Source organism: Haloglomus irregulare (assembly GCF_007421925.1).
GTDB classification, from domain to species: Archaea; Halobacteriota; Halobacteria; order Halobacteriales; family Haloarculaceae; genus Haloglomus; species Haloglomus irregulare.
Window position 1 is genome coordinate 298,883 of the sequence record NZ_QMDX01000002.1, and the last position, 19,138, is coordinate 318,020.

General features: G+C 71.8%; 21 protein-coding genes. 7 read left to right on the plus strand and 14 right to left on the minus strand.

Annotated elements, in window-relative coordinates; translation table 11 throughout:
- Nucleotides 1-165: 165 nt before the first annotated feature.
- The 3 genes from DP107_RS05305 (at nt 166) to DP107_RS05315 (ending at nt 4,001) form a co-directional block, all read left to right on the plus strand.
- Nucleotides 166-1,191: a type II glyceraldehyde-3-phosphate dehydrogenase gene (locus tag DP107_RS05305; protein WP_144261105.1), complete on the plus strand. Its 1,026-nt coding sequence runs from the start codon at nt 166-168 to the stop codon at nt 1,189-1,191.
- A 135-nt stretch (nt 1,192-1,326) separates the two neighbouring features.
- On the plus strand, nt 1,327-1,698 hold the full coding sequence (locus tag DP107_RS05310; protein WP_144261106.1) for an Hsp20/alpha crystallin family protein: 372 nt from the start codon (nt 1,327-1,329) through the stop codon (nt 1,696-1,698).
- 68 nt (nt 1,699-1,766) lie between these two features.
- Nucleotides 1,767-4,001 carry a PAS domain-containing protein gene (locus tag DP107_RS05315; protein ID WP_144261107.1) on the plus strand — a complete coding sequence of 745 codons (2,235 nt, stop codon included), beginning with the start codon at nt 1,767-1,769 and terminating at the stop codon, nt 3,999-4,001.
- Nucleotides 4,002-4,011: 10 nt separating this feature from the next.
- On the opposite strand, the gene DP107_RS05320 is transcribed toward DP107_RS05315, so the two are convergent.
- Complete coding sequence (locus DP107_RS05320) at nt 4,012-4,908, minus strand: ATP-grasp domain-containing protein (protein ID WP_144261108.1); 897 nt, start codon at nt 4,906-4,908, stop codon at nt 4,012-4,014.
- A gap of 108 nt (nt 4,909-5,016) precedes the next feature.
- Between DP107_RS05320 and DP107_RS05325 the strand changes: the two genes are divergently transcribed.
- The gene (locus DP107_RS05325) at nt 5,017-5,721 is read left to right on the plus strand and encodes a Yip1 family protein (protein ID WP_144261109.1); all 705 of its coding nucleotides are present in this window, start codon (nt 5,017-5,019) and stop codon (nt 5,719-5,721) included.
- A gap of 66 nt (nt 5,722-5,787) precedes the next feature.
- Here the strand turns inward: DP107_RS05325 and DP107_RS05330 are convergent, their stop codons facing one another.
- From DP107_RS05330 to DP107_RS05360, 7 genes are all read right to left on the minus strand, one after another.
- Nucleotides 5,788-6,333 carry a GNAT family N-acetyltransferase gene (locus DP107_RS05330; RefSeq protein WP_144261110.1) on the minus strand — a complete coding sequence of 182 codons (546 nt, stop codon included), beginning with the start codon at nt 6,331-6,333 and terminating at the stop codon, nt 5,788-5,790.
- Nucleotides 6,333-6,989 (minus strand): GNAT family N-acetyltransferase, encoded by a 657-nt coding sequence (locus tag DP107_RS05335; RefSeq protein WP_144261111.1) that lies wholly within the window; start codon nt 6,987-6,989, stop codon nt 6,333-6,335. Before DP107_RS05335 ends, DP107_RS05330 begins: the two co-directional genes overlap by 1 nt.
- Nucleotides 6,989-7,552, minus strand: a complete 564-nt coding sequence (locus tag DP107_RS05340; protein ID WP_144261112.1) for a GNAT family N-acetyltransferase — start codon at nt 7,550-7,552, stop codon at nt 6,989-6,991. The genes DP107_RS05335 and DP107_RS05340 overlap by 1 nt, the downstream gene beginning before the upstream one ends.
- Before the next feature lie 68 nt (nt 7,553-7,620).
- Nucleotides 7,621-8,022, minus strand: a complete 402-nt coding sequence (locus DP107_RS05345; protein ID WP_144261113.1) for a hypothetical protein — start codon at nt 8,020-8,022, stop codon at nt 7,621-7,623.
- 181 nt (nt 8,023-8,203) lie between these two features.
- Nucleotides 8,204-8,521 carry a hypothetical protein gene (locus DP107_RS05350; protein WP_144261114.1) on the minus strand — a complete coding sequence of 106 codons (318 nt, stop codon included), beginning with the start codon at nt 8,519-8,521 and terminating at the stop codon, nt 8,204-8,206.
- 229 nt (nt 8,522-8,750) lie between these two features.
- Nucleotides 8,751-9,185, minus strand: a complete 435-nt coding sequence (locus DP107_RS05355; protein ID WP_144261115.1) for a hypothetical protein — start codon at nt 9,183-9,185, stop codon at nt 8,751-8,753.
- A gap of 54 nt (nt 9,186-9,239) precedes the next feature.
- The gene (locus DP107_RS05360) at nt 9,240-10,139 is read right to left on the minus strand and encodes a pantoate kinase (RefSeq protein ID WP_144261116.1); all 900 of its coding nucleotides are present in this window, start codon (nt 10,137-10,139) and stop codon (nt 9,240-9,242) included.
- 230 nt (nt 10,140-10,369) lie between these two features.
- Here DP107_RS05360 and DP107_RS05365 point away from each other — a divergent pair, with 230 nt between their 5' ends.
- Entirely contained in the window at nt 10,370-11,872 is a 1,503-nt protein-coding gene (locus DP107_RS05365) for an MATE family efflux transporter (RefSeq protein ID WP_238330781.1), read from the plus strand.
- 15 nt (nt 11,873-11,887) lie between these two features.
- On the opposite strand, the gene DP107_RS05370 is transcribed toward DP107_RS05365, so the two are convergent.
- The 5 genes from DP107_RS05370 to DP107_RS05390 all read right to left on the minus strand — a co-directional run bounded on the left by DP107_RS05370 (nt 11,888) and on the right by DP107_RS05390 (nt 16,052).
- The gene (locus tag DP107_RS05370) at nt 11,888-12,970 is read right to left on the minus strand and encodes a DUF4350 domain-containing protein (protein WP_144261117.1); all 1,083 of its coding nucleotides are present in this window, start codon (nt 12,968-12,970) and stop codon (nt 11,888-11,890) included.
- Nucleotides 12,970-13,974 carry a S49 family peptidase gene (locus DP107_RS05375; RefSeq protein ID WP_144261118.1) on the minus strand — a complete coding sequence of 335 codons (1,005 nt, stop codon included), beginning with the start codon at nt 13,972-13,974 and terminating at the stop codon, nt 12,970-12,972. The genes DP107_RS05370 and DP107_RS05375 overlap by 1 nt, the downstream gene beginning before the upstream one ends.
- 32 nt (nt 13,975-14,006) lie before the next feature.
- The gene (locus DP107_RS05380; RefSeq protein ID WP_144261119.1) at nt 14,007-14,222 is read right to left on the minus strand and encodes a hypothetical protein; all 216 of its coding nucleotides are present in this window, start codon (nt 14,220-14,222) and stop codon (nt 14,007-14,009) included.
- Between the two features lie 398 nt (nt 14,223-14,620).
- Nucleotides 14,621-14,851 carry an Lrp/AsnC ligand binding domain-containing protein gene (locus tag DP107_RS05385; RefSeq protein ID WP_144261120.1) on the minus strand — a complete coding sequence of 77 codons (231 nt, stop codon included), beginning with the start codon at nt 14,849-14,851 and terminating at the stop codon, nt 14,621-14,623.
- Between the two features lie 43 nt (nt 14,852-14,894).
- The gene (locus DP107_RS05390; protein WP_144261121.1) at nt 14,895-16,052 is read right to left on the minus strand and encodes a PrsW family intramembrane metalloprotease; all 1,158 of its coding nucleotides are present in this window, start codon (nt 16,050-16,052) and stop codon (nt 14,895-14,897) included.
- 92 nt (nt 16,053-16,144) lie between these two features.
- On the opposite strand from DP107_RS05390, the gene DP107_RS05395 reads away from it, so the two are divergent.
- On the plus strand, nt 16,145-16,522 hold the full coding sequence (locus tag DP107_RS05395) for a DUF7532 family protein (protein ID WP_144261122.1): 378 nt from the start codon (nt 16,145-16,147) through the stop codon (nt 16,520-16,522).
- On the plus strand, nt 16,519-18,072 hold the full coding sequence (locus DP107_RS05400; protein WP_144261123.1) for a DUF402 domain-containing protein: 1,554 nt from the start codon (nt 16,519-16,521) through the stop codon (nt 18,070-18,072). Before DP107_RS05395 ends, DP107_RS05400 begins: the two co-directional genes overlap by 4 nt.
- Before the next feature lie 200 nt (nt 18,073-18,272).
- Here the strand turns inward: DP107_RS05400 and DP107_RS19860 are convergent.
- Nucleotides 18,273-19,138 (minus strand): LVIVD repeat-containing protein (locus tag DP107_RS19860; RefSeq protein WP_394348528.1); only part of this gene is annotated, 866 nt, incomplete at its 5' end.

Below are 19,138 nucleotides of genomic sequence, written 5' to 3' on the forward strand. Positions count from 1 at the left end.
CGTAGCGGTGGCTGTAACTCTGAAACGTATCCGGTACTCCGATACCCTGGCGGCGATTCCGCTGTCGTCGGCGCCCGGTGAATCCCGCCCACCGGGGCGGCTCCGAGCCCCATCCCGCCCCGCGTTCTCGAAACGCTTACGCCCGGGCACACACCACGACGAAGCATGATTCAGGTGGCGGTCAACGGCTACGGCACCATCGGCAAGCGCGTGGCGGACGCGGTCACGCTGCAGCCGGACATGGAGCTGGTCGGCGTGGCCAAGACGAGCCCGAACCACGAGGCGGAGCTGGCCGCCGAGAACGGCTATCCGCTGTACGCGGCGGTCGAGGACCGCATCGAGCTGTTCGACGCGGCCGGCATCGAGCTCGCGGGCACGGTCGACGAACTCGTCGACGCGGCCGACATCGTCGTCGACGCCTGCCCCTCGGGTATCGGCGCGGAGAACAGACCACTCTACGAGGCGCACGACACGCCGGCGCTCTACCAGGGCGGCGAGGACGCGGACCTCGTGGACACGTCGTTCAACGCGCGGGCGAACTACGCCGACGCGGAGGGGGCCGACCACGTCCGGGTGGTCTCCTGCAACACGACCGGGCTGTCGCGGCTGTTCGCGCCGCTGGAGGAGGCCTACGGCGTGGAGAAGGCCCGCGTGACGCTGGTCCGCCGGGGGGGCGACCCCGGCCAGACCGACCGCGGGCCCATCAACGACATCCTCCCGAACCCGGTGGCACTCCCGAGCCACCACGGCCCGGACGTGAACACCATCTTCCCGGACCTCAGCATCGACACGCTGGGGCTGAAGGTGCCCGCGACGCTGATGCACACCCACTCGGTCAACGTCCAGCTCGACCCCGATGCCGACGGGATGCCGAGCGCCGACGAGGTGCGGGAGCTACTCGCCGAGGAGGACCGGACGTTCATGATCCAGTCCCGGCACGATATCGACGGTGCGGGCAAGCTGAAGGAGTACGCGCTGGACCGGGGCCGCCCCCGCGGTGACCTCTGGGAGAACTGCGTCTGGACCGAGTCCGTGAGCGTCGAGGACGACGACCTCTACCTGTTCCAGGCCATCCATCAGGAGTCCGACGTCGTGCCGGAGAACGTCGATGCCATCCGGGCGGTGCTGGGGACCGCCGACGCCGGCGAATCCCGCGAGCGGACGGACGAGACGATGGGGATGGGGCTGTAATCCGGCCCCCGCGCCCGGCGGTGTGGCTCGGTTCGAACGGGCGGCGCCGGCGCCCGCTGCCGATGGCCGGAACCCGTGTCATCGTTTGTCAGGGTGCGAAGCCTTTTGCACGGCGCCGCCCTACTTTAGAGTGTAATGCGCCGCGACGACCGCGACGACGACCCGTTCTCGGATGTCTCTGACTTCTTCCGCGAGATCGAGCGGATGATGGGTGGTGCCGACTCGGGCTTCGGCGACGATGTCCACTTCCGGGTCGACCGCATGGACGACGTGGTCCGGGTGGTCGGTGACCTCCCGGGAGTCGAGAAGGAGACCATCGACGTGCAGTGCGATGGCCACGATGTCATCGTCGGTGCCGACACCGACCGTTACGAGTACCGCGAGCGGATCGAGCTCCCGGCCCGGGTCGACGAGCACTCCGCGGAGGCGATGTTCAACAACGGCGTTCTCGAGATCACCCTCGACTGTGTCGACGGGAACAGCGGCACCGGCATCCACGTCGACTGACGGCTCCCGGCCGCACCTCCGGATGAACGAACAATCTTCAAGAGGCGCGACCCCGTGGTTACGAGGACATGCAGCCGAGGGGACAGGGGGTGCGCTCGGACGGTGACGGCATCGAGGTCCTCCATCTCGATGACGACGAGGCGTTCCTGAACCTCACCCGGAGCTGGCTGGAGCGGGAGAACGAGGACATCGAACCGACCACCGCCACGGACCCGGAGCGCGCGCTGTCGCTGCTCGCCAGGGGCGCGGCCACCGACGGGGGCGTCCGGAGCGAGGCGGACCGTGAGCTGGAGTCGGTCGCCGCGACCGGGGGCCCCCCGGCCTTCGACTGCGTCGTGAGTGACTACGACATGCCCGGGATGACCGGGCTGGAGTTCCTGGAACGGGTCCGAGGGCGCTATCCTGACCTGCCGTTCGTCCTGTTCACGGGGAAGGGGAGCGAGGAGATCGCCAGCGAGGCCATCTCGGCGGGGGTCACCGACTACCTCCAGAAGGGTACCCGCGGCGACCGGTTCACGGTGCTGGTCAACCGCATCGAGAACGCGGTCGACCAGCGCCGTGCGGAGCAGCAGGCCGAGCGCTCCGCCCAGCGCGTGCGGCAGGTGTTCGAGCGCATCACCGACGCGTTCGTCGCCTTCGACCGCGACCTCCGGTTCACCTACGTCAACGACCAGGCGGCCGACCTGCTGGACGCCGACCCCGACGTGCTGCGGGGGACACCCCTGCTGGACGCGTTCCCGACCATCGAGGACTCGAAGACGGTGACGGCCTGCCGTCGGGCGCTTGAGGTCCAGGAGTCGGAGACGGTCGAGGTGTTCGCCGACCCGCTGGATTCGTGGCTGGAGATCCGGGCGTTCCCGGCGCGTGATGGCCTCTCGGTCTACTTCCGTGACGTGACCGAGCGCAAGCGCCGGGAGGCGGAGCTCCGTGAGGAGCGGGCGTTCACGGAGAGCGTCCTCGCCGGCCTGCCGGACGCGCTGTACGCCTTCGACCGGACGGGCGACCTGCTCCGCTGGAACGACCGGTTCGCGGCGACGACCGGTTACACGGACGCCGAGATCGCGGACATGCACCCGCTGGAGTTCGTCCCGGACGACGAGACTGGGCGTATCGCCGACAGCATCGCCGCCGTCGTCGAGGACGGCGAGCACGTCACCGTCGAGAGCGCGTTCGAGACGACGTCGGGTGAGCGGGTTCCCCACGAGTTCACGGGTGCGCCGCTGGTGGCCGAGGACGGCACCGAGCTCGGGCTGGTCGGTATCGGGCGCGACATCAGGGGCCGCCGCGAGCGCGAGCGCGAGTTCGAGGCCGTCTTCAACAACACGTTCCAGCTCACCGGCCTGATGGAGCCCGACGGCACGCTCGTCCGGGCCAACGACCCCGCCCTGGAGTTCGTCGGTGTCCCCCCGTCCGAGGTCGTCGGTGTGCATCTCGCCGAGGCGCCGTGGATCACCGAGCGGAACCGCGACCGGGTCTATGACGCCGTCGAGCGCGCCCGCGACGGCGAGTTCGTCCGGTTCGAGATGGAGATCGATGGCACCGACGGCCCCGCCATCATCGACTTCTCGCTGAAGCCCGTCACCGACGACGACGGCGAGGTGACCTTGCTCATCCCCGAGGGACGGGATATCACCGAGCGGAAGGCCCGCGAGCGCGAACTCGAACGCAAGAACGAGCGGCTGGAGGCGTTCACGAGCGCCGTCAGTCACGACCTGAAGAACCCACTGTCGGTCGCTGACGGGAGCCTCGACCTGTACCGGGAGACCGGCCGCGAGGAGCCGGAACTGGTCGACCAGGCGGCCGACGCCCTGGACCGGATGGATCGGCTCATCGACGACCTGCTGGACCTCGCCGAACAGGGCCGCGTCGTGGCCGACCCCGAACCTGTCGACCTGTCGGCCGTCGTCCAGCGCGCCCTGACGGGCGTCGGCTCCGAGGACGTCGAGGTGACCGTCGAGGCGACCGACCGGGCGGTCCGCGCCGACGAGGCCCGGCTGGTCCAGTTGGTGGAGAACCTGCTCGACAACGCGGTGGCGCACGCCGAGCAGGCGGCCCGCGTCGCGCTCGTCGACGGGGACCGCCTCGTCGTCGCGGATGACGGCCCGGGCGTCCCGCTCGACGAGCGCGACCGGGTGTTCGAGCCCGGTTACAGCACCAGCAGTGACGGCCGCGGGTTCGGCCTCGCCATCGCCCGCGACATCGCGGAGGCTCACGGCTGGTCGCTGACCGCGACCGAGAGCCGGTGGGGCGGCGCTCGGTTCGAGGTCGAGGGGCTCGACAGCGACCCGCCCGGGGGCGACTGAGCCCCCCCGACTACCGCTCGGCGGCCCCCCGCACCAGCGCCGCGAGGCGGTCGTAGAACCCCGACTCGTACTTCGTCGCCGCGTCCACCGTCGGCCGGGCGTTCGTCTCGTTGACGACGGCCCGCTCGACCGCGAGGTCCTCCGCCCCGTCACCTCCGGGCACCAGCAGGTCGACGCCGAGCCAGGGCACCTCGAGCGCCCGGGCGGCGCGCTCGGCCAGGTCCCGGAGCGGCGCAGGCAGGTCGACGCCGGTCGCCTCGGCGCCCCGGTGGACGTTGTGCTTCCAGCGCCCGGCCGCCCGGGCCGCCTCGGGGAGTCGCCGCTCGACCGCGCCGACGTACTCGCCCTCGACGCACATCACCCGGAAGTCGTGGGCGTCGGGGACCAGGGCCTGCACGAGGAACGAGCGGTCGCCGGTCGCGGGGAACTCGTGGAGCAGGTCGAGGTAGTCGGTGACGCCGAGCAGGGAGTCGGCGTCGCCGACCCGTGCGACCCCGATACCGCGGGTCGCCGAGTTCGGCTTGACGACGGCCGGCAGCCCCACCCGGTCGAGGGCGTCCTCCAGCGCCGCCTCGTCGGCCGGGTTCGAGACGACCACCGAGTCCGGCGTCGGGACGCCCACCCGGCCGAGTCGCGCCAGCGTCTCCCCCTTGTGCCGGGAGCGAAGGACGGCCTCCCGGCCGTTCACCCAGGGCACGTCCAGCAGCGCGTCGGCGACGCCGCCCTCCGCCAGCCGCGGCGGGTAGACGAACCCCACGTCCACGTCGGGGAACGCCGCGTCGGGCGCCGTGAGGTCGACCGTCCGCTCGGCCGTCGGCAGGTGGACCGCTTCGATACCACGTTCGGCCAGTGGCTCGCGGACCCGTGCGAGCGTCTCGGCTTCCGTCGCGACCCCGAGTCTGAGCATACCCATCCGTGGGCGCGCCGGACAAATGAAGCGGTCGGGTGCGCCGGGCCCCCCGGCGCTGTATACGCGCTCAGGGGACTTATCTCAACCACGAACGTGCCCGAACCCATGTCCCCGCCACGGACGCCCCTCCTCCGCCCGGACAGCTACTTCGACGACCGGACCGCCACCCTCGGTCGCGGGCTCGCCGTCACCGCGCTCGTCACGCTGGCGACGGTGACGGTCGTCATCGGCTTCGGACTGGTGTTCGCGGCCAACATCGACGGCACCGTCGAGACGAGCAACCCCGAGTATCCCGGTGACGTTTTCTGTGACGGCGACACGCCGAGCGGCTGTACCGAACCCGCGACGGTCGAGCAGGACGTGGACCGGGTCCTCTGGGACGCCATCGGCTCGGTCGCGGGCCAGACCGCCATCGGAATCCCCATCATCGTGCTGGTGACCGCCGGGGGACTCCACGGCGGCTCGGCGCTCGCCGGCGGCGAGGGCGGCTTCGGCCGGTCGCTGGCCGTCGCCGTCTGGGGGCTGGCACCGGCGGTCCTCGCGGGCGCCCTCACCGTCGCGGCGCTCGCGGTCACCTTCGACCCGCTCACCGTCTCGCCCGAGCAGTCCCCCGAGACGCTCCGGCAGCCGGCGCTGGCGCAGGTCCGCGACGTCGAACTCGTCGGGACCATGCTGGGCGCCCTTGCGACGCTCTGGGGCGCGGTCATCTGGCGGTTCGGCCTCCTGCACCAGCGCGGCGTCTCCGGTGACGCGGCCACCGCCGTCGCCGGCGTCGTCGCCCTCCTCTTCGTGCTGTCGAGCGTGACCTGACCCGGGCGACGGCGGCCTGCGTTTAGCCCGCCGACGCCGCGCTCCCGCGGGCTGAGATTTCCGGCCTCACCCGTCGTAGCCGTCCCACTCGCGCCGGAGCAGCCCGTACTGGAAGGTGTCGTACCAGTCGCCCTCGATGAACATCGCCTCGCGCTGGACGCCCTCGCGGGTGAACCCGAGCTTCTCCATCACGCGCTGTGAGGGCCGGTTCGGCTCGAAGACGGCGGTGTTGAGCCGGTGGAGGTCGAGCTCCTCGAAGGCGTAGTCGACGGCGAGCGCGGTGCCGCGGGGGGCGTACCCCTCGCCGTGGTGGTCGGGGTCGATCCAGGCACCCAGCCAGGCGGTCGCGTTGACGTGGTCGATGCGCCACATCCCGACGTGCCCGACCGGGTCCTCAGGCGCGCAGATGCAGAAGTTCACGCCGTCGTCGCCCTCCGCGTGCTCCTCGTAGCCGTCCGCAACGGCCTGCTGGTTCTTCGGCGAGACGCTGCGAAGCAGCCGGCGCACGTCCGGTCGGTTCGTCACGTCGCGGACGAACTCGTGGTCCTCCGCCTGGCGGGGCCGCAGCGTCACCGTCCTGTCGTCGGTCGCGCGGAAGACGGGGCCGGGCATCACCGCTCACCCCCGTCCACCGCGCCGCTGTCCGGGTCGTCGAGGCCGCGTTCGGCGGCGGTCGCGCCCGGCGGTCGCCCGGGAAGCCCTCGAACCGTGTCCTCGCGGTCGAACCAGTCGTCCGCGAGCAGCGAGTACGACACCACGTCGACGTGCTCGCCGTCGACGCGCCTGGCCTCGCGGCGGGTCTCGCCGAGCCGGAACCCGACGTCCTCCAGCGCCGCGCGCCAGCGCCCGTCGGTGGCCAGCGCGCGTCCCCGGATCTTGTTCAACCGGAGTTCCTCGATGCCGTAGGCGACCAGTTCGCGGACCGCGTCGGTGACGTGGCCGTGGTCCTGATGCTCGGGCGCGATGGTGACCGCGATCTCGCCGTGGCCGGCGGGGCGCTGGACGTCGAACAGCGAGGCGTAGCCCGCCGCCACGTCCGGGTCCCCGCGTGGGACGACGACGAACTGCGCGCCCTCGTCGCTCGCGTCCGTCTCGGCCACGCGGTCCTCGAACCAGCGTTCGATGGTCACGTCGCTCTCGGGGGTGGCGGGGCACAGCCCCCAGCGAAGCTCCGGGTCGTTGCGGAGCCGCGCGACGAGGTCGAGGTCCTCACGCTCGAGCGTGTGCAGGGCCACACGCTCACCACGGCGGAAGACGGGACCGGGCATCAGGCCTCACCTCCCAGGGCGGCCTCGACGCCGTCCCACTCCCGGGCCAGCATCGCGTAGCGTACCACGCCGACATGCTCGCCGTCGACGTACTTCTCGGCGGGCTGGACGCCCTCCTCGTGGAAGCCCAGCCCCTCCAGTACCGCGCGGCTGGGCTCGTCCGGGACGATAGCCCGCGCGACGAGCCTGTGGAGGCGGCGCTCGGCGAACAGGTGGTCGATCAGCAGCGCCGTCGCCTCCGAGGCGTACCCCCGGCCGTGGTAGTCGGGGTCGACCCAGGCGGCGAGTTCGGCGGTGCCGTGTGTCGGGTCGATGCCGAACCCGACGACCCTCCCGACGGGCTCGTCGTCGTCGCGCGGGACGACCAACAGCCCGACGCCGGAGTCGTCGTCGGCGTACTGTTCGTGTCGCTCCTCGGTTTCCGTACGTGTCCGCGGGAACGCCGTCGTCAGGCCCCACCTGATCTCGGGGTCGTTGGCGTGCTCGTGGAGGAAGCCGATGTCCTCCTCGTTCGCCGGGTGGAGGGCGACGGTCTCGCCGCGGCGGAACGCGGGACCTGGCATACCCACTCGTCCTGTCGGGAGTGACTAAACGCTTCCCTGAAACTGAGACACGTTGCCAAACTGCGGGGTCACGCGGCGGGCCCCGGTCCGTCCGACCCGTCCGAGATGGGGTCGTCCGTCGCCGCCACCACCTCGTACCGGTCGCGGGCCTCGGCGAGGGGGAGGTCGGACGCGACGAGTTCCGGCAGGGGGATCCGCCCGCCACGGCGGGCCGCGGCCCCGAGGACCAGCGCCACCAGCGCGGTCCCGGCGGCCGCCTCGACGGTGGGACCGACCAGCAGCACCGCGCCAGCGGCCGTCAGCAGCGTCGCGACGACGACGGCGATGGCACCCACGCGGCGCCGCCGCCGGACCTCCTCGCGGTGGGCCGCGACGATGCGCTCGCCCGTCCCGACGGGAACGAGGCGGACCTCGCCGGCGTCGTCGCTGGGGAACTGGAGGCAGTCGACGCGGTCGGGAACGTCACTCACGACTCCGCCGTGGCTCGCGGTGGTAATCAATCGTCGGGCGGTCCGACTCCCGGGTGTCGGTTCGAGTGGCCGTCCGCGCCGCCCCCGGCATGGCTGTGGGGACGGGGTCGCGTTCACGGCCGGCCCCGAGGGGACCGTCGCGGCGCTGGATACCGTCGTCGGACTGCTCGCCGGCACCGGCTTACTGCCCGGCCGCGTCGGCGTCGTCCTCGACGTCGCCGCTGCGGTGGCCGTGGCCGAGCACCAGCGCGACCACGTTCAGGAACAGGAGGCCGATGAACGTCACCGCCTCGCCGTCCGCGAGCCCGCCGACCAGTAGCGGGACGTAGAGGAACGGCATGGCGACAGCGGACCAGAACGCGGTCGCCTGCAGGAGGGGGCGGAGGTGTTCGGCAACGGTGCGAGCGGAACCGAGGAGGGCATCAGCGATGTGGGCGGGGGACTCGCTGATAGGCCACAGCGAGGGACTGTTCGTGGACATCGTCTCTGTCCATTTCATACCCCCGTATCGACATATAACCGACAGAGCCTTCGATTCGTTTCGGACGTTTCACTCCGTTCTCAAGGCACCCGCCGGACGTTTTACGAGCGATGCAGAACCCATGAGACGTTTTATCGAGCGATCTGAGGTGATTTCGCGCATCTACCGAACTGCACGTCCAGGTAGATAGCCGACCGGTACGCTGGGGTCGCCCCGGACACGCCCACGACGGGGCCGCGACCGCGCGTCAGCCAAGCAGGGTGACGGTCACCGCCACCGCGCCGCCGTCGGTCTCGATGGTCGCCGCCTCGCCCACGTGGTCGCGGACGGCGTCGCGCCACGTCTCGACGCGGCCCTCGTGTCGCTCCCGGTGCCGCTCGGGCGTGTACTCCGTCTCGGGGTTCGACCGGAGGTCGTCCTCGGTCGCGTCGACGGAGGGGAAGGCCGGCGCGTCGTCGGCCAGCAACCGCTGAGGGGGGATATGGATCGGGCGCGGGGTGTCGTCGTAGCCGCCCTCCGCCCCGGCGAGGTGGAGTCGCGCGCGCATCCGGCCGCTGAACGGTGGCGTCACGCGGAGCACCGCGCCCGCGTCCCGGCGGGCGTTCGCCTCCAGCGCCGCTATCAGGTCCTCGGCGGTGATGGCGAGGGTGTCGATGACGGTCGGGTCGTCGGCCTCGGGCACGCGCTCACCGACGGGCGGCCGTCGTTTCAGCGTATCGCCTTCCCGTCGCCCGCGCTACCAGCCGTCCAGCGTCAGGTGCGCGCCCGTCGGGTGGACCCGGCAGACCGAGGGGTCGTGGCCGGCGTCGGAGAGCCCCGTCCCGAGCGCGAACACGGTCTCGCCGAGCATCGCCATCGCCCCGCTGCCGTCGGCCTCGCTCACGTCGAGGACGACGTCCCGGACGCGGTCGGTGAGCAGGCCCGCCTCTCGGGCGAACCGCCGGGAGGCGCGGACGAACCGCGGTAGCGTCGGCTCCTGCACCAGCGCCGACAGCGCGCGCTCGCCGGCGTGGGTCAGCTCCTCGGTATCGCCCGACAGCACCTCGGCGGTCGAGAGCTCGCCCAGCGTGACGTACTCGACGCGTGACCGCGCGGGGATGCCGTCCATGACGCCCTCCGCGGGCGCGCCGGGCTCCAGCCGGACCGGGACGCCCCCACGAGCCTGCGCCACCACGTCACCCAGTCCCGTCCCGGCCTGGACCTCGGCGCCGTGGGCGACCGTGACGAGCTCGTTCTCCGAGAGCTCGCCGTCGAAGACCGCGTTTGCACAGAGCGCGGTCCCGAGCGCGAGCGCACCGCTGACGCCGAACCCGGACGCCAGCGGCACCTCCGACCGGGCGTAGACCCGCGCGCCGTCGACCCGGAGCGCCTGCAGCACGCGCTTCGGTGCCTCGATGTCCATCGGCTCCCGGTCCAGCAGCACCTCGTAGGTGCCCGGCGTCGCCGGCTCCACCCGGACGGTGACGCCGTCCGAGAGCGCCAGTCCGGCGCCGGTCGAGCCGGCCTTCGTGGGGTCGTTGGCCGGCTCCGCGGTGAAGAAGCCGGTCACGTGCGCCGGGACGAACGCCGTCGGCGGGCGGTCGCCGTCGCCCGCGTCGCTCCCCACCTGTGTCGGGCGGTCATCGGGGTCGCTCATGACCGGGCTCGGGCGGCCGGCGTGTTAACGCTCACTCTCCGACGCTCGCGAGCGATATCTCGGATACGGTCGGGGTAGAGCGATAACCGGTCGGAATCGTCGCAAGGATCCGGGTTTCGGAGGGAAAACGGGGCACTCGGGCCCGCGGGTCCGCTGCGGTCAGTAGTGCCGATACGGTACGCTGTCGATGAAGGAACAGACACAAAACCGGGGGCCGTTTCCTTCCGCTGGTGCAGCCTGCGGAGGACAGTATCACGGAGGGGAGCCTGGCGCGCCCGCTGTTCGGCCTGGCCTGGCCCATCGTCGTCACCCAACTGCTGCAGGTCACCTACAATCTCGCCGACACGCTGTGGCTGGGGCGGCTCTCGGCCGAGGCCGTCGGGGCGCTGAGCCTCGCCTTCCCCCTGGTCTTCTTCGTGCTCTCGGTCGGCGGCGGCTTCACCGTCGCCGGGTCGACGCTGGTCGCCCAGCACACCGGGGCCGAATCCGACGGCGACGGGGCCGAGCGGACCCGCGGCAGCGACGGTGCCGGCCAGGTCGCGGGCCAGACGCTCGCCTTCGTCACACTGCTGGCGACCGGTCTCGGTGCGCTGGGCTACCTCGGCGTGACACCGCTACTGGGCCTGCTCCCCGCGGACGCCGCGACCGCCCGAGACGTGGTCCCGCACGCGGCCGACTACATGCGCGTGTTCTTCCTCGGGACGCCGTTCCTGTTCGGCTTCTTCCTGTTCTCGGCGCTGATGCGCGGCTACGGGGACACCCGGACGCCGATGGTCGTGATGGCGCTATCGGTCGGGCTGAACGTCGCCATCGACCCGGTGCTCATCTTCGGCTGGTTCGGCGCGCCCGCCCTGGGCGTCACCGGCGCCGCCTACGCGACGGTTATCTCCCGGGGGCTGGCGACGGTGGTCGGCCTCTACGTCCTGTTCCGGACGACCCGGGGTCCCGACGTGCTGCTCCGGCATCTCCGGCTGCGGTACGAGCGGGTCCGCGAGATCGTCGGCATCGGCACGCCCGCGGCGCTGGAGCAGTCGACCACCGCGCTCGCGATGGTCGCGCTCACGGGGATGGTCGCCGCCTTCGGCCCGCCGGTCGTCGCGGCCTACGGGCTGGGCAACCGGCTCATCTCGCTGGTCTTCCTCCCGGCGATGGGACTCGGCCGCGCGACGAACACGATGGTCGGGCAGAACCTGGGCGCCGGCAAGCCCGACCGCGCCGAGCGGGCCGTCGGCCTCGCCGCCGGGGCCGCGGCCGCCGTCATGATCGGGGTCGGCGTCGTCGCGCTGGTCGCCGCCCGCCCCGTCGTGAGCGTCTTCATGACCACCGGGACGGCGACCGCGACCGAGACCATCGGTCTCGCGACGGATTACCTCCGCATCCGGGCGGTGGAGTTCGCCTTCATCGGCGTCTTCCAGGTGCTGCTGGGCGCCTATCGGGGCGCCGGGAACACCCGGACTGCGCTGGGGTTCTCGCTGGTCGCGCTCTGGGTCGGCCGGGTGCCGATGGTGTACGGCTTCGCGTTCCTGCTCGGCATGGGCGCGACCGGCATCTGGGTCGGTATGACCACTGGCCACATCCTCGGCGCGCTCGCCGCCGGACTCTGGTTCACGCGGGGAACCTGGAAGGAGGCCGTCATCGACCGCGAGACGCCGGGTGGCGGTGCGACCGAGCCGACGGAGGCCGACCTCCCCGAACCCGAGGCGAGGGGCGTGGACGCCGAACCGGACCGATGAGCGACGGGGCCGCGGTCACCCCGTCGGCGCCCGTGCCTCCGGGGCCGCCATCGAACTACTGTTGCCCCCGCCCGACGTCACCGTGGCGGTCGACGTCGGCGTCGGTGTCGACGTGGGCGACGGGGTCAGCGTGGGGGTCGCCGTCGCGTTCAGTTCGGCGGGTGACTGCCCCCGGATCATGAACGAGAGCAGGTTGCCGACGAACACCTCGTTGTCGGCGTCGTACACCTCGTCGGGTTCGACGAACGACGCGTCGGCGACGACGGTGACGTTATCGCCGCTGGCGACGGTCGGGGGCGTGACCGGGCGCCGGGTCTCCAGCCCCCGGGTGCCCTCGGCCGCGGGCAGGCGCCCGGTGAGGTTGCTCCCCGACTGCACGACGACGTAGCCGCCGATATCGTACGTCACGGCGTCGGCGCCGTTGGTGAGGCGACTGTCGTCGGCGGGTCTCGCGTAGAAGCTGCGGAAGTTGTTGTCGTTGGCGTCGTCGTCGGTGTTGTAGAGCTGTTCGGCACCGATACGGACCCCGTAGCCCCCCGTGAGGTTGGTCGCGCGGAAGACGGTGACCCTCGGGGTGCCGAACGGTCCCCGGACCTCCACCTGCGGGGGTTCGGCGAGGACGACCAGGCGGCCGCCGTCGTCAGTGAAGTTGCGGACGGCCCGGCGCTCCTCGGGGGTGAACCGATCCGTCGGCTGGATGACCAGCAGGGCGTCGTACTCGTCCAGTGACTCCTCGTAGTCGACATCACCGTCCCCGGTGTCCTCGGCGAAGGTGACCGAGTGCCCCGCGGCGAACAGTGCGTCGACGGCCGGTCCGAGGTCGGTCCGCGAGAACTCGTTGTCGTGCTGGGTGTCGATGAGGACGCGCTTCTGGCCCCCGACCTCATCCGCGCCCGCCACCTCGATGGTGCCGCTCTCCGGATCGACCTCACTCAGCACGGCGTCGGGCTGGTACTGCGCCGGCGACTGCCCCTGGACCTGCTGGCCGTCGGTCGCGCCGGTGCCCGTGAGGGCGCCCACGAGGCCGACGGCGAGGAGCAGACCGACCACCAGGAGGACGTAGACGGCCAGCGGCTTCGCGATGCGGCCCTCGGACATCAGCCCTGACCCCCGGGCGTCGGCGTGGCCGTCGCCGTACTGGTGTTCCCGCCCGCCCCCGCTGCGGGGTCGTCCGGGGGAGCCGCCGGGACGCCCCAGACCATCCAGTAGCGGACGGGCCGGACGAACCCGTCGGGGAGGGCGTTCGCCTCCCCCTCGGTGGCGACGTAGACGACGTCCCCCTCGACGCGGGTGACGCGGCTATCGCCGATGGACAGCGAGAGCTGGGTCGGCCGGGCCTCGCGGTAGTCGACCGCGTAGTCGTCGCCCTCGATGTCGTCGGCGAGGGTCGCGGCACGCTCGATGGCGGTACCGAGGTCACCGATCTCGTCGGCGAACCCGTTCCGGACCGCCGTAGCGCCGAGATAGGCCCGCCCGTTGGCGACCTCCGTCCGCGAGAGCGAGAGCTCGTCACCACGGTGCTGCATGACCGTCCCGACGAAGCCCGCCTGCAGTATCTGTAGCCGCTCCCGGAGCCCATCGAGGGAGATCTGTGCCTTGTCGGGGCCGGTCCGGATGAAGGTGTCCGACCGCTGCCCGGCCGACTCGACCGCCGACGAGGGGACCTGGACGACGGTCCCGATGCTGCCGACCGTGGACCCGGACTTCACGACGATGCTATCGGCCGGCGCGATACCGTAGTAGCCACCGGAGGCCGCGAGCCCCCTGACGTACGCGACGACGGGGAGCTGACTGGCGGTCCGGTTGACCGCGAGGTAGAACTCGGAACTCGCGGATGCCGGGCCGCCGGGGCTGTCCAGGCGGAGGACGACCGCCGCCACCGAATCGTTCTGCCTCGCCTCGCGGAGCTGTCGGGTGACCCGGTTGACGTTCTGGTCGTTGGTGGGTCCCTCCAGCGTGATGACCGCGACGGTCGGGTTCGTCGAGGACGAAGCAGCGTTCCACACCACCGGTCCGAACACCGTCGCGGAGACGAGTGCCAACGTCACGGCGACGACGTAGCCCGCGGTCCGCGCTGATGTCAAGCGGTCGCTACTGAGCATCGAATACGTACCCCTATAGGAGTGGGGTGTTGTTAAACCTCAACACGGAGGCAGGACACACGGCACCCGGAACGGTGTGGCGGTAGGGGGCAGTCAAGCGGCTCCGTCCGCGGCTCGGTGACCCCGCCGACCCCGGCCACGAGCGCGCGGTCGGGCAGCGAGTCCTCCCCGGCGAGCAGCCCGACCTGTCGGGCGGTCGGCCCGTCGTAGACGGTGTTGTGCGCGAGGCGGCCGTCCTCGAACTCCATGACGTCGATGCCGCGGCCGTCGAGCGGTTCGCCGGTCGCCCCGATGCCCCAGGCTGGCCTCGACGGCGCCGGCGAGGCGCCACTGGCCGGTGGCCGTCCCCCGGTCGACCTCGTGGATGGTCTCGACCGCGAACGCCGGACCCGAGACGGCGGTGAGCGGCCCCTCGAAGGACTCCCGCAGCGCCCGTGGAGCGTGTCGAGGGCGGCGGACTCCTCGACGACGTCCTCGCGGGCTTCGCCCGCTGTGGTTCAGTCCTCGCGGGCCATCGCGTCCGGGTCCCGGTCGCTCGCGTGACCAACGCACTCCGCTGCCAGTTCGGCGACCGGTCAGCCCTCCGCCATGTCGGTATGGTCGCGCGGACGACCCGTGAGGTGACGGCCGTTCGGGTGGGCCGGGGCTACTCCAGACAGACGTACGTCTTCGTGTCGACCACGTGGGTGAGCCCGCGGATGGCGTTCGACGCCGAGTGGAGGACGTCGTACACCTCCTCACCCTCGGCCTCGACGACCAGGTCGAAGTCGCCGGCGACGACCTTCGCCTCCGTGACACGCTCGAAGCCGGACACCTCGGCGAGCACGCCCTCGGCGTGCCCGGTCTCGACCCTCGTCATGATGAACGCACGGACCATACCCGGCGTTCGACCAGCGGTATAGTAAGCGTTCGGCCCCCCGCTACGGGTCGAACTCCGTCGACTCCGGAACGAACGACGCCCCGTCCTCGTCGTCGCCGGGACCGTGGACGTCCCGATATGCCGTCCGGTAGTTGGCGAACTTCCGGAGCAGCGCGTAGCCGAAGACCCCGTCGTAGACGAGAACGAACGCGAAGAAGGCGACCAGCTGCGGGACGGTGACCCCGAGGAACTGGCTCGCGGCGACGCTGACGAGCACGGGGACGATGCCGACGAGCACGTTGTAGGTGGCGTGGATGGTCGCGGCGATGATGAGGCCCTTGACGACGATCGGGCCGGCCCGGTCGCGGTTGAACTTCGCGAGCCCGAGGTAGTAGCCGGCGAAGGCGGAGTAGATGACGTGGCCGGGCCCCGCGAGCGCCCGGAGCGCGGTGATGCGCCCGCCCGACTCCACGATGCCGATGATGCCGCTCCCGCCGGTCTGGGCCACCGGGAGCCCTGCGAGCCCGGTCGCGACCCAGCCCAGGCCCGCCGACCCGAGCGCGGCCCCGAGCGCGAGTTCGTTCCCGCCGGTGCCGAGGTTGCGGGTGATGTAGAGGGCGTTCTCGATGGTGGCGAAGCCCAGGCCCGCGGCCGCGCCGTATACCGCGCCGTCGATGACGGCGTCGAAGGAGGCGTCGCGAAAGGGGTAGAGCCGCACGGCCAGCAGCTTCACGGACTCCTCGACCGGGCCGACGACGAGGTAGAAGAAGAGGACGGTCCCGACGAGCGCCCCGAGCGGCCCCAGCATGGATGGCCCGCCGCGGACGACCGGGCTCAACACCGAGTTGAGGATGGCGGCGAACCCCGCGAACAGCACCCCGAGGACGAACGTCCCGACGAGGAGTTCCAGCGGTTCGGAGGTGGTGATGTCGGCGACGTAGACGTACGCGACCAGCCCCAGCGCCGGGACCACCGAGAGCACCACCAGCCCGACGGAGTAGGGGTCCCGCGCGAAGGTGGCGCCGATGCTGCCGAGCAGGAACTGGCTCAACAGGATGAGCGCTGCCAGCAGGATGACGACGGCCCGCGTCGTCGTGATGATCCCCCGGTAGACCCTGACCGCGAGGCTGTCGATCGCGGAGCGTGGCTCCCAGGTCGAGATGTCGTAGAGGTCCCGTGTGCCGTCGCTTCGCGCCTCGATCGGGTCGCGGTCTCCCATTCGACACCGCGTACTCGGGGGCCGGACCTAACGCTTCCGCCCGCCAGGCCGGACACCGGACCCTTTTGAGGTCCGCCCGCCGAACGGACGGTATGCATTTCGACCCCCGCGAGCAGGCGGCGCTCCGCGAGGTCGGCCTCACGACCGACGACCTGCAGACGGCCTCGGCACGGGTGGCCGACGCCGTCGAGACCGCGGCCGCCGACCTGGAATCCTTCTTCGAGACCCACGACGTCGTCTACTCCACGATGGACCAGGCCCACTCCGCCGCGGATCTGCCCGAGCACGAGATCCGCTGGCTGGACACCTACACCCACGCCGCGGACCTGCGGGGCTGGCTCCGGTTCGACTCCTGGGGCGTCCCCGTCGAGGACGGCCGGATGCTCACCGAGGACGTCGTCGAACTCACGCTGGGACCGACGGTCAACGGTCGCGTCCGGTTCGCACCGACCCGCGAGGCACTGGAATGAGCGACGATGCGGGCGACGGGCCGCCGGCGGTTCCCGCCGACGCCGAGGCGCTCTCCGTCCGGGTTCGGGGTATCTACACGACGGCGCTGACGGCGCTCCTGCACGACTCGACGACCGACGGCGTCCCGACGCGCGTGGTGCAGGCGTCCGAGCCCATCCGTGACCGGTTCGCCGGTGACCCCGATGAGCGAACAGCCGGTGGCGAAGCCGCCGGCCAGTCCGGTGCGACGTTCCCCGTCGCGCCCGCCGACGCGACGGTCACGACGACCGGGGAGCGCCAGGGTGTCGGCATCTCCGGCGCGCCGTGGGCGGTCGCCCGCCTCCGCGAACGGCTCGCCGGCATCAGCCGTGACACCCTCGCATGGCACGCCACGCTCCCCGCGGGCGCCGTCTGCCAGGGGGTCGTCATGGACGACGCCGGCGGGGGTGCCGTCGTCGACTGCGGCCCGGCGTCGGGCTATCTCCCCTACGCGAACAGCGACGACTACGTCGAGGAGGGCGACGTCCTCCGGGTACAGGTCCGTGACCCACGCCCGCCGTGGGACGACGACCGCCCGGAGCTCGGTACCGGACTGGTCGTCGACGCGGGCCTCGTCGAACTCCGCCGCGGCGGCACCGGCGGCACCGGCGAGGCTGCCCGGATGGCGGAGCTGCTCCCCGTCGAGGTCCCCGAGGGTTGGGCGCCCCGCTGGGACCGCGGCGCCGACGACGCCGACCTCGACGCACTGGAGGCGGCGCTCTCACGTGGCGTCGCCCGCGTCGAGACGCTGGCGACTGCGACCGACCCCGACCCGGACGAGGCGCCCGGCCTCCTCGCGACCATCGGGGCGACCGCCTGGTGCTGGTTCGGCCGCGAGTCCCGCTTCGAGCTGGACGAGCATCGGCGCGGCGTCACCACGACGATGCCCGGCCACCACCGGACGAAGGCCACTGCCGGGGCCGCCAGCGCCGCCGTCGACTTCGCCGAGGCCGTCGCGGGTGACCGGTTCGCCGGTGGGACCGGCGAACGAACGGCCGGCGGGGAAGCCGCCAGCCGCTCCGAGCCCGAGGACCCCTTTCCCTTCGCCGCCGTCACCCGCCAGTTCGGCCCCCGGGAGGGCGACCGGCTCGCGCTCCACCACGGGAAGCCCGACGGCCGCCTCATCTCGCTCGGTCGGGGGGAGGTGACCGACTACGACCCCGGGGGTTCGGTCACCCTCCGCCGGGAGATGAGCCCCGGCGGCACCTACGACGCGCTCAGTGCCGAGCGACAGGCCGGCGACGTGGCGGTCACCACGCTGAAGGAGGGCCGCTGGTGGTACCCGACGGTCTACCGCGCCGACGACGGCAGTCGTCGGGGTACCTACGTCAACGTCTGCACGCCCGTCGAGCTGTTCCCCGACGCCGCCCGCTACGTCGACCTCCACGTCGACGTCGTGAAGGAGGCCGACGGCACCGTCCGGCGCGTCGACGACGACGAACTCGACACGGCAGTCGACCGGGGCCACGTCAGCGAGGCGCTCGCGCGGAAGGCCCGCAACGTCGCGACGGCGGTGGAGAACGCACTCTGAGCGGCGTTCTTGCCGGCTCGGGGGTCCTCGCGCTCGCTCCGCTCGCGCGGATGCAGTACGGACGACCGATGGCACCCCCACGCGATGCGTCGGGAGGTCCAGTTCGGATCTGATGGCCGACTATCATGCGGTCGAAACGAGTCGTGTAATATCCGGAGTTGAGTGGAAAACGGGGAAATAATCCCATTATGTGGCCGGCATTAATCTTCTGTTCCCCTCTCCCGAAGCAACCGCCATGCACCCAGCCCCACCCCCCCGAGCGCCGCCAGGGGGCCGAAGCCCGACTGGCCGTCGGTCGCGGTCGACTCCCCGGTCGTCGCCGTGGGACTCCGCGTCGGCGATGGCGTCGTCGTGGGGGTGTCGGTGGCCGTCCCCGTCGGGGTCCCAGGGCTCGGGGTCGCCGACAGCGGCGCGGCGTCGCTCGGCGGGTCGGGGAACGTGTAGAGGGCGGCACGGTCGAAGCTGCTCCCCTCGGCGGCCCGTGGGCCGTCACGGTGGCTCGTCGCGATGAAGAACTCGCCCTCGACGGCGACCCGTGCGGTCCAGAAACTCGTGTCGTCGCTATCGCGCCAGCGCGCCAGGAGTTCGGGCTCTGCCGGGTCGCGCACGTCGTACACCCGGACGCCGCCCTCGTACCAGGAGGTGTAGAGCCGGTCGCCACGGAACTCGAAGTTGTGCGAGGTGGTCCAGACGCCACCCAGCGTCGGGTCCGGGGTCGGCGGCGGGTCGATGACGGCCAGTTCCCGCGGGTCGTCGAGGTCGGACACGTCGTAGAGGGTGATGGGACTCGGACCGCCCCCCTCGCCGTCGGGAGTCACGTCCCAGGATTCACCGCCGACGCCGAGCAGGTCCCCGGTCCCGTCGACTGCGACGAAGTGGTCGTTTCCCGGCGGCTCGCTGAACTCCTGCCGGCGCTCGGCCCGCGTCATCTCGAGGAACGCTTCCGGGTCGCGACCGCGCACCTTCGCACGGAGTTCGGGTGCGGTCGGGTCGCTCACGTCGACTGCCCACGTCCCGGCGTCCCAGTGGGCGAGGTAGGCGACGCCGTCGTGGACCGTCAGGTCGA

Coding starts and splice junctions, on each gene's coding strand:
- DP107_RS05305 (WP_144261105.1), top strand. CDS start 166: ATGATTCAGGTGGCGGTCAACGGCTACGGCACCATCGGCAAGCGCGTG.
- DP107_RS05310 (WP_144261106.1), top strand. CDS start 1,327: ATGCGCCGCGACGACCGCGACGACGACCCGTTCTCGGATGTCTCTGAC.
- DP107_RS05315 (WP_144261107.1), top strand. CDS start 1,767: ATGCAGCCGAGGGGACAGGGGGTGCGCTCGGACGGTGACGGCATCGAG.
- DP107_RS05320 (WP_144261108.1), bottom strand. CDS start 4,908: ATGCTCAGACTCGGGGTCGCGACGGAAGCCGAGACGCTCGCACGGGTC.
- DP107_RS05325 (WP_144261109.1), top strand. CDS start 5,017: ATGTCCCCGCCACGGACGCCCCTCCTCCGCCCGGACAGCTACTTCGAC.
- DP107_RS05330 (WP_144261110.1), bottom strand. CDS start 6,333: ATGCCCGGCCCCGTCTTCCGCGCGACCGACGACAGGACGGTGACGCTG.
- DP107_RS05335 (WP_144261111.1), bottom strand. CDS start 6,989: ATGCCCGGTCCCGTCTTCCGCCGTGGTGAGCGTGTGGCCCTGCACACG.
- DP107_RS05340 (WP_144261112.1), bottom strand. CDS start 7,552: ATGCCAGGTCCCGCGTTCCGCCGCGGCGAGACCGTCGCCCTCCACCCG.
- DP107_RS05350 (WP_144261114.1), bottom strand. CDS start 8,521: ATGAAATGGACAGAGACGATGTCCACGAACAGTCCCTCGCTGTGGCCT.
- DP107_RS05360 (WP_144261116.1), bottom strand. CDS start 10,139: ATGAGCGACCCCGATGACCGCCCGACACAGGTGGGGAGCGACGCGGGC.
- DP107_RS05370 (WP_144261117.1), bottom strand. CDS start 12,970: ATGTCCGAGGGCCGCATCGCGAAGCCGCTGGCCGTCTACGTCCTCCTG.
- DP107_RS05375 (WP_144261118.1), bottom strand. CDS start 13,974: ATGCTCAGTAGCGACCGCTTGACATCAGCGCGGACCGCGGGCTACGTC.
- DP107_RS05380 (WP_144261119.1), bottom strand. CDS start 14,222: ATGGAGTTCGAGGACGGCCGCCTCGCGCACAACACCGTCTACGACGGG.
- DP107_RS05385 (WP_144261120.1), bottom strand. CDS start 14,851: ATGGTCCGTGCGTTCATCATGACGAGGGTCGAGACCGGGCACGCCGAG.
- DP107_RS05390 (WP_144261121.1), bottom strand. CDS start 16,052: ATGGGAGACCGCGACCCGATCGAGGCGCGAAGCGACGGCACACGGGAC.
- DP107_RS05395 (WP_144261122.1), top strand. CDS start 16,145: ATGCATTTCGACCCCCGCGAGCAGGCGGCGCTCCGCGAGGTCGGCCTC.
- DP107_RS05400 (WP_144261123.1), top strand. CDS start 16,519: ATGAGCGACGATGCGGGCGACGGGCCGCCGGCGGTTCCCGCCGACGCC.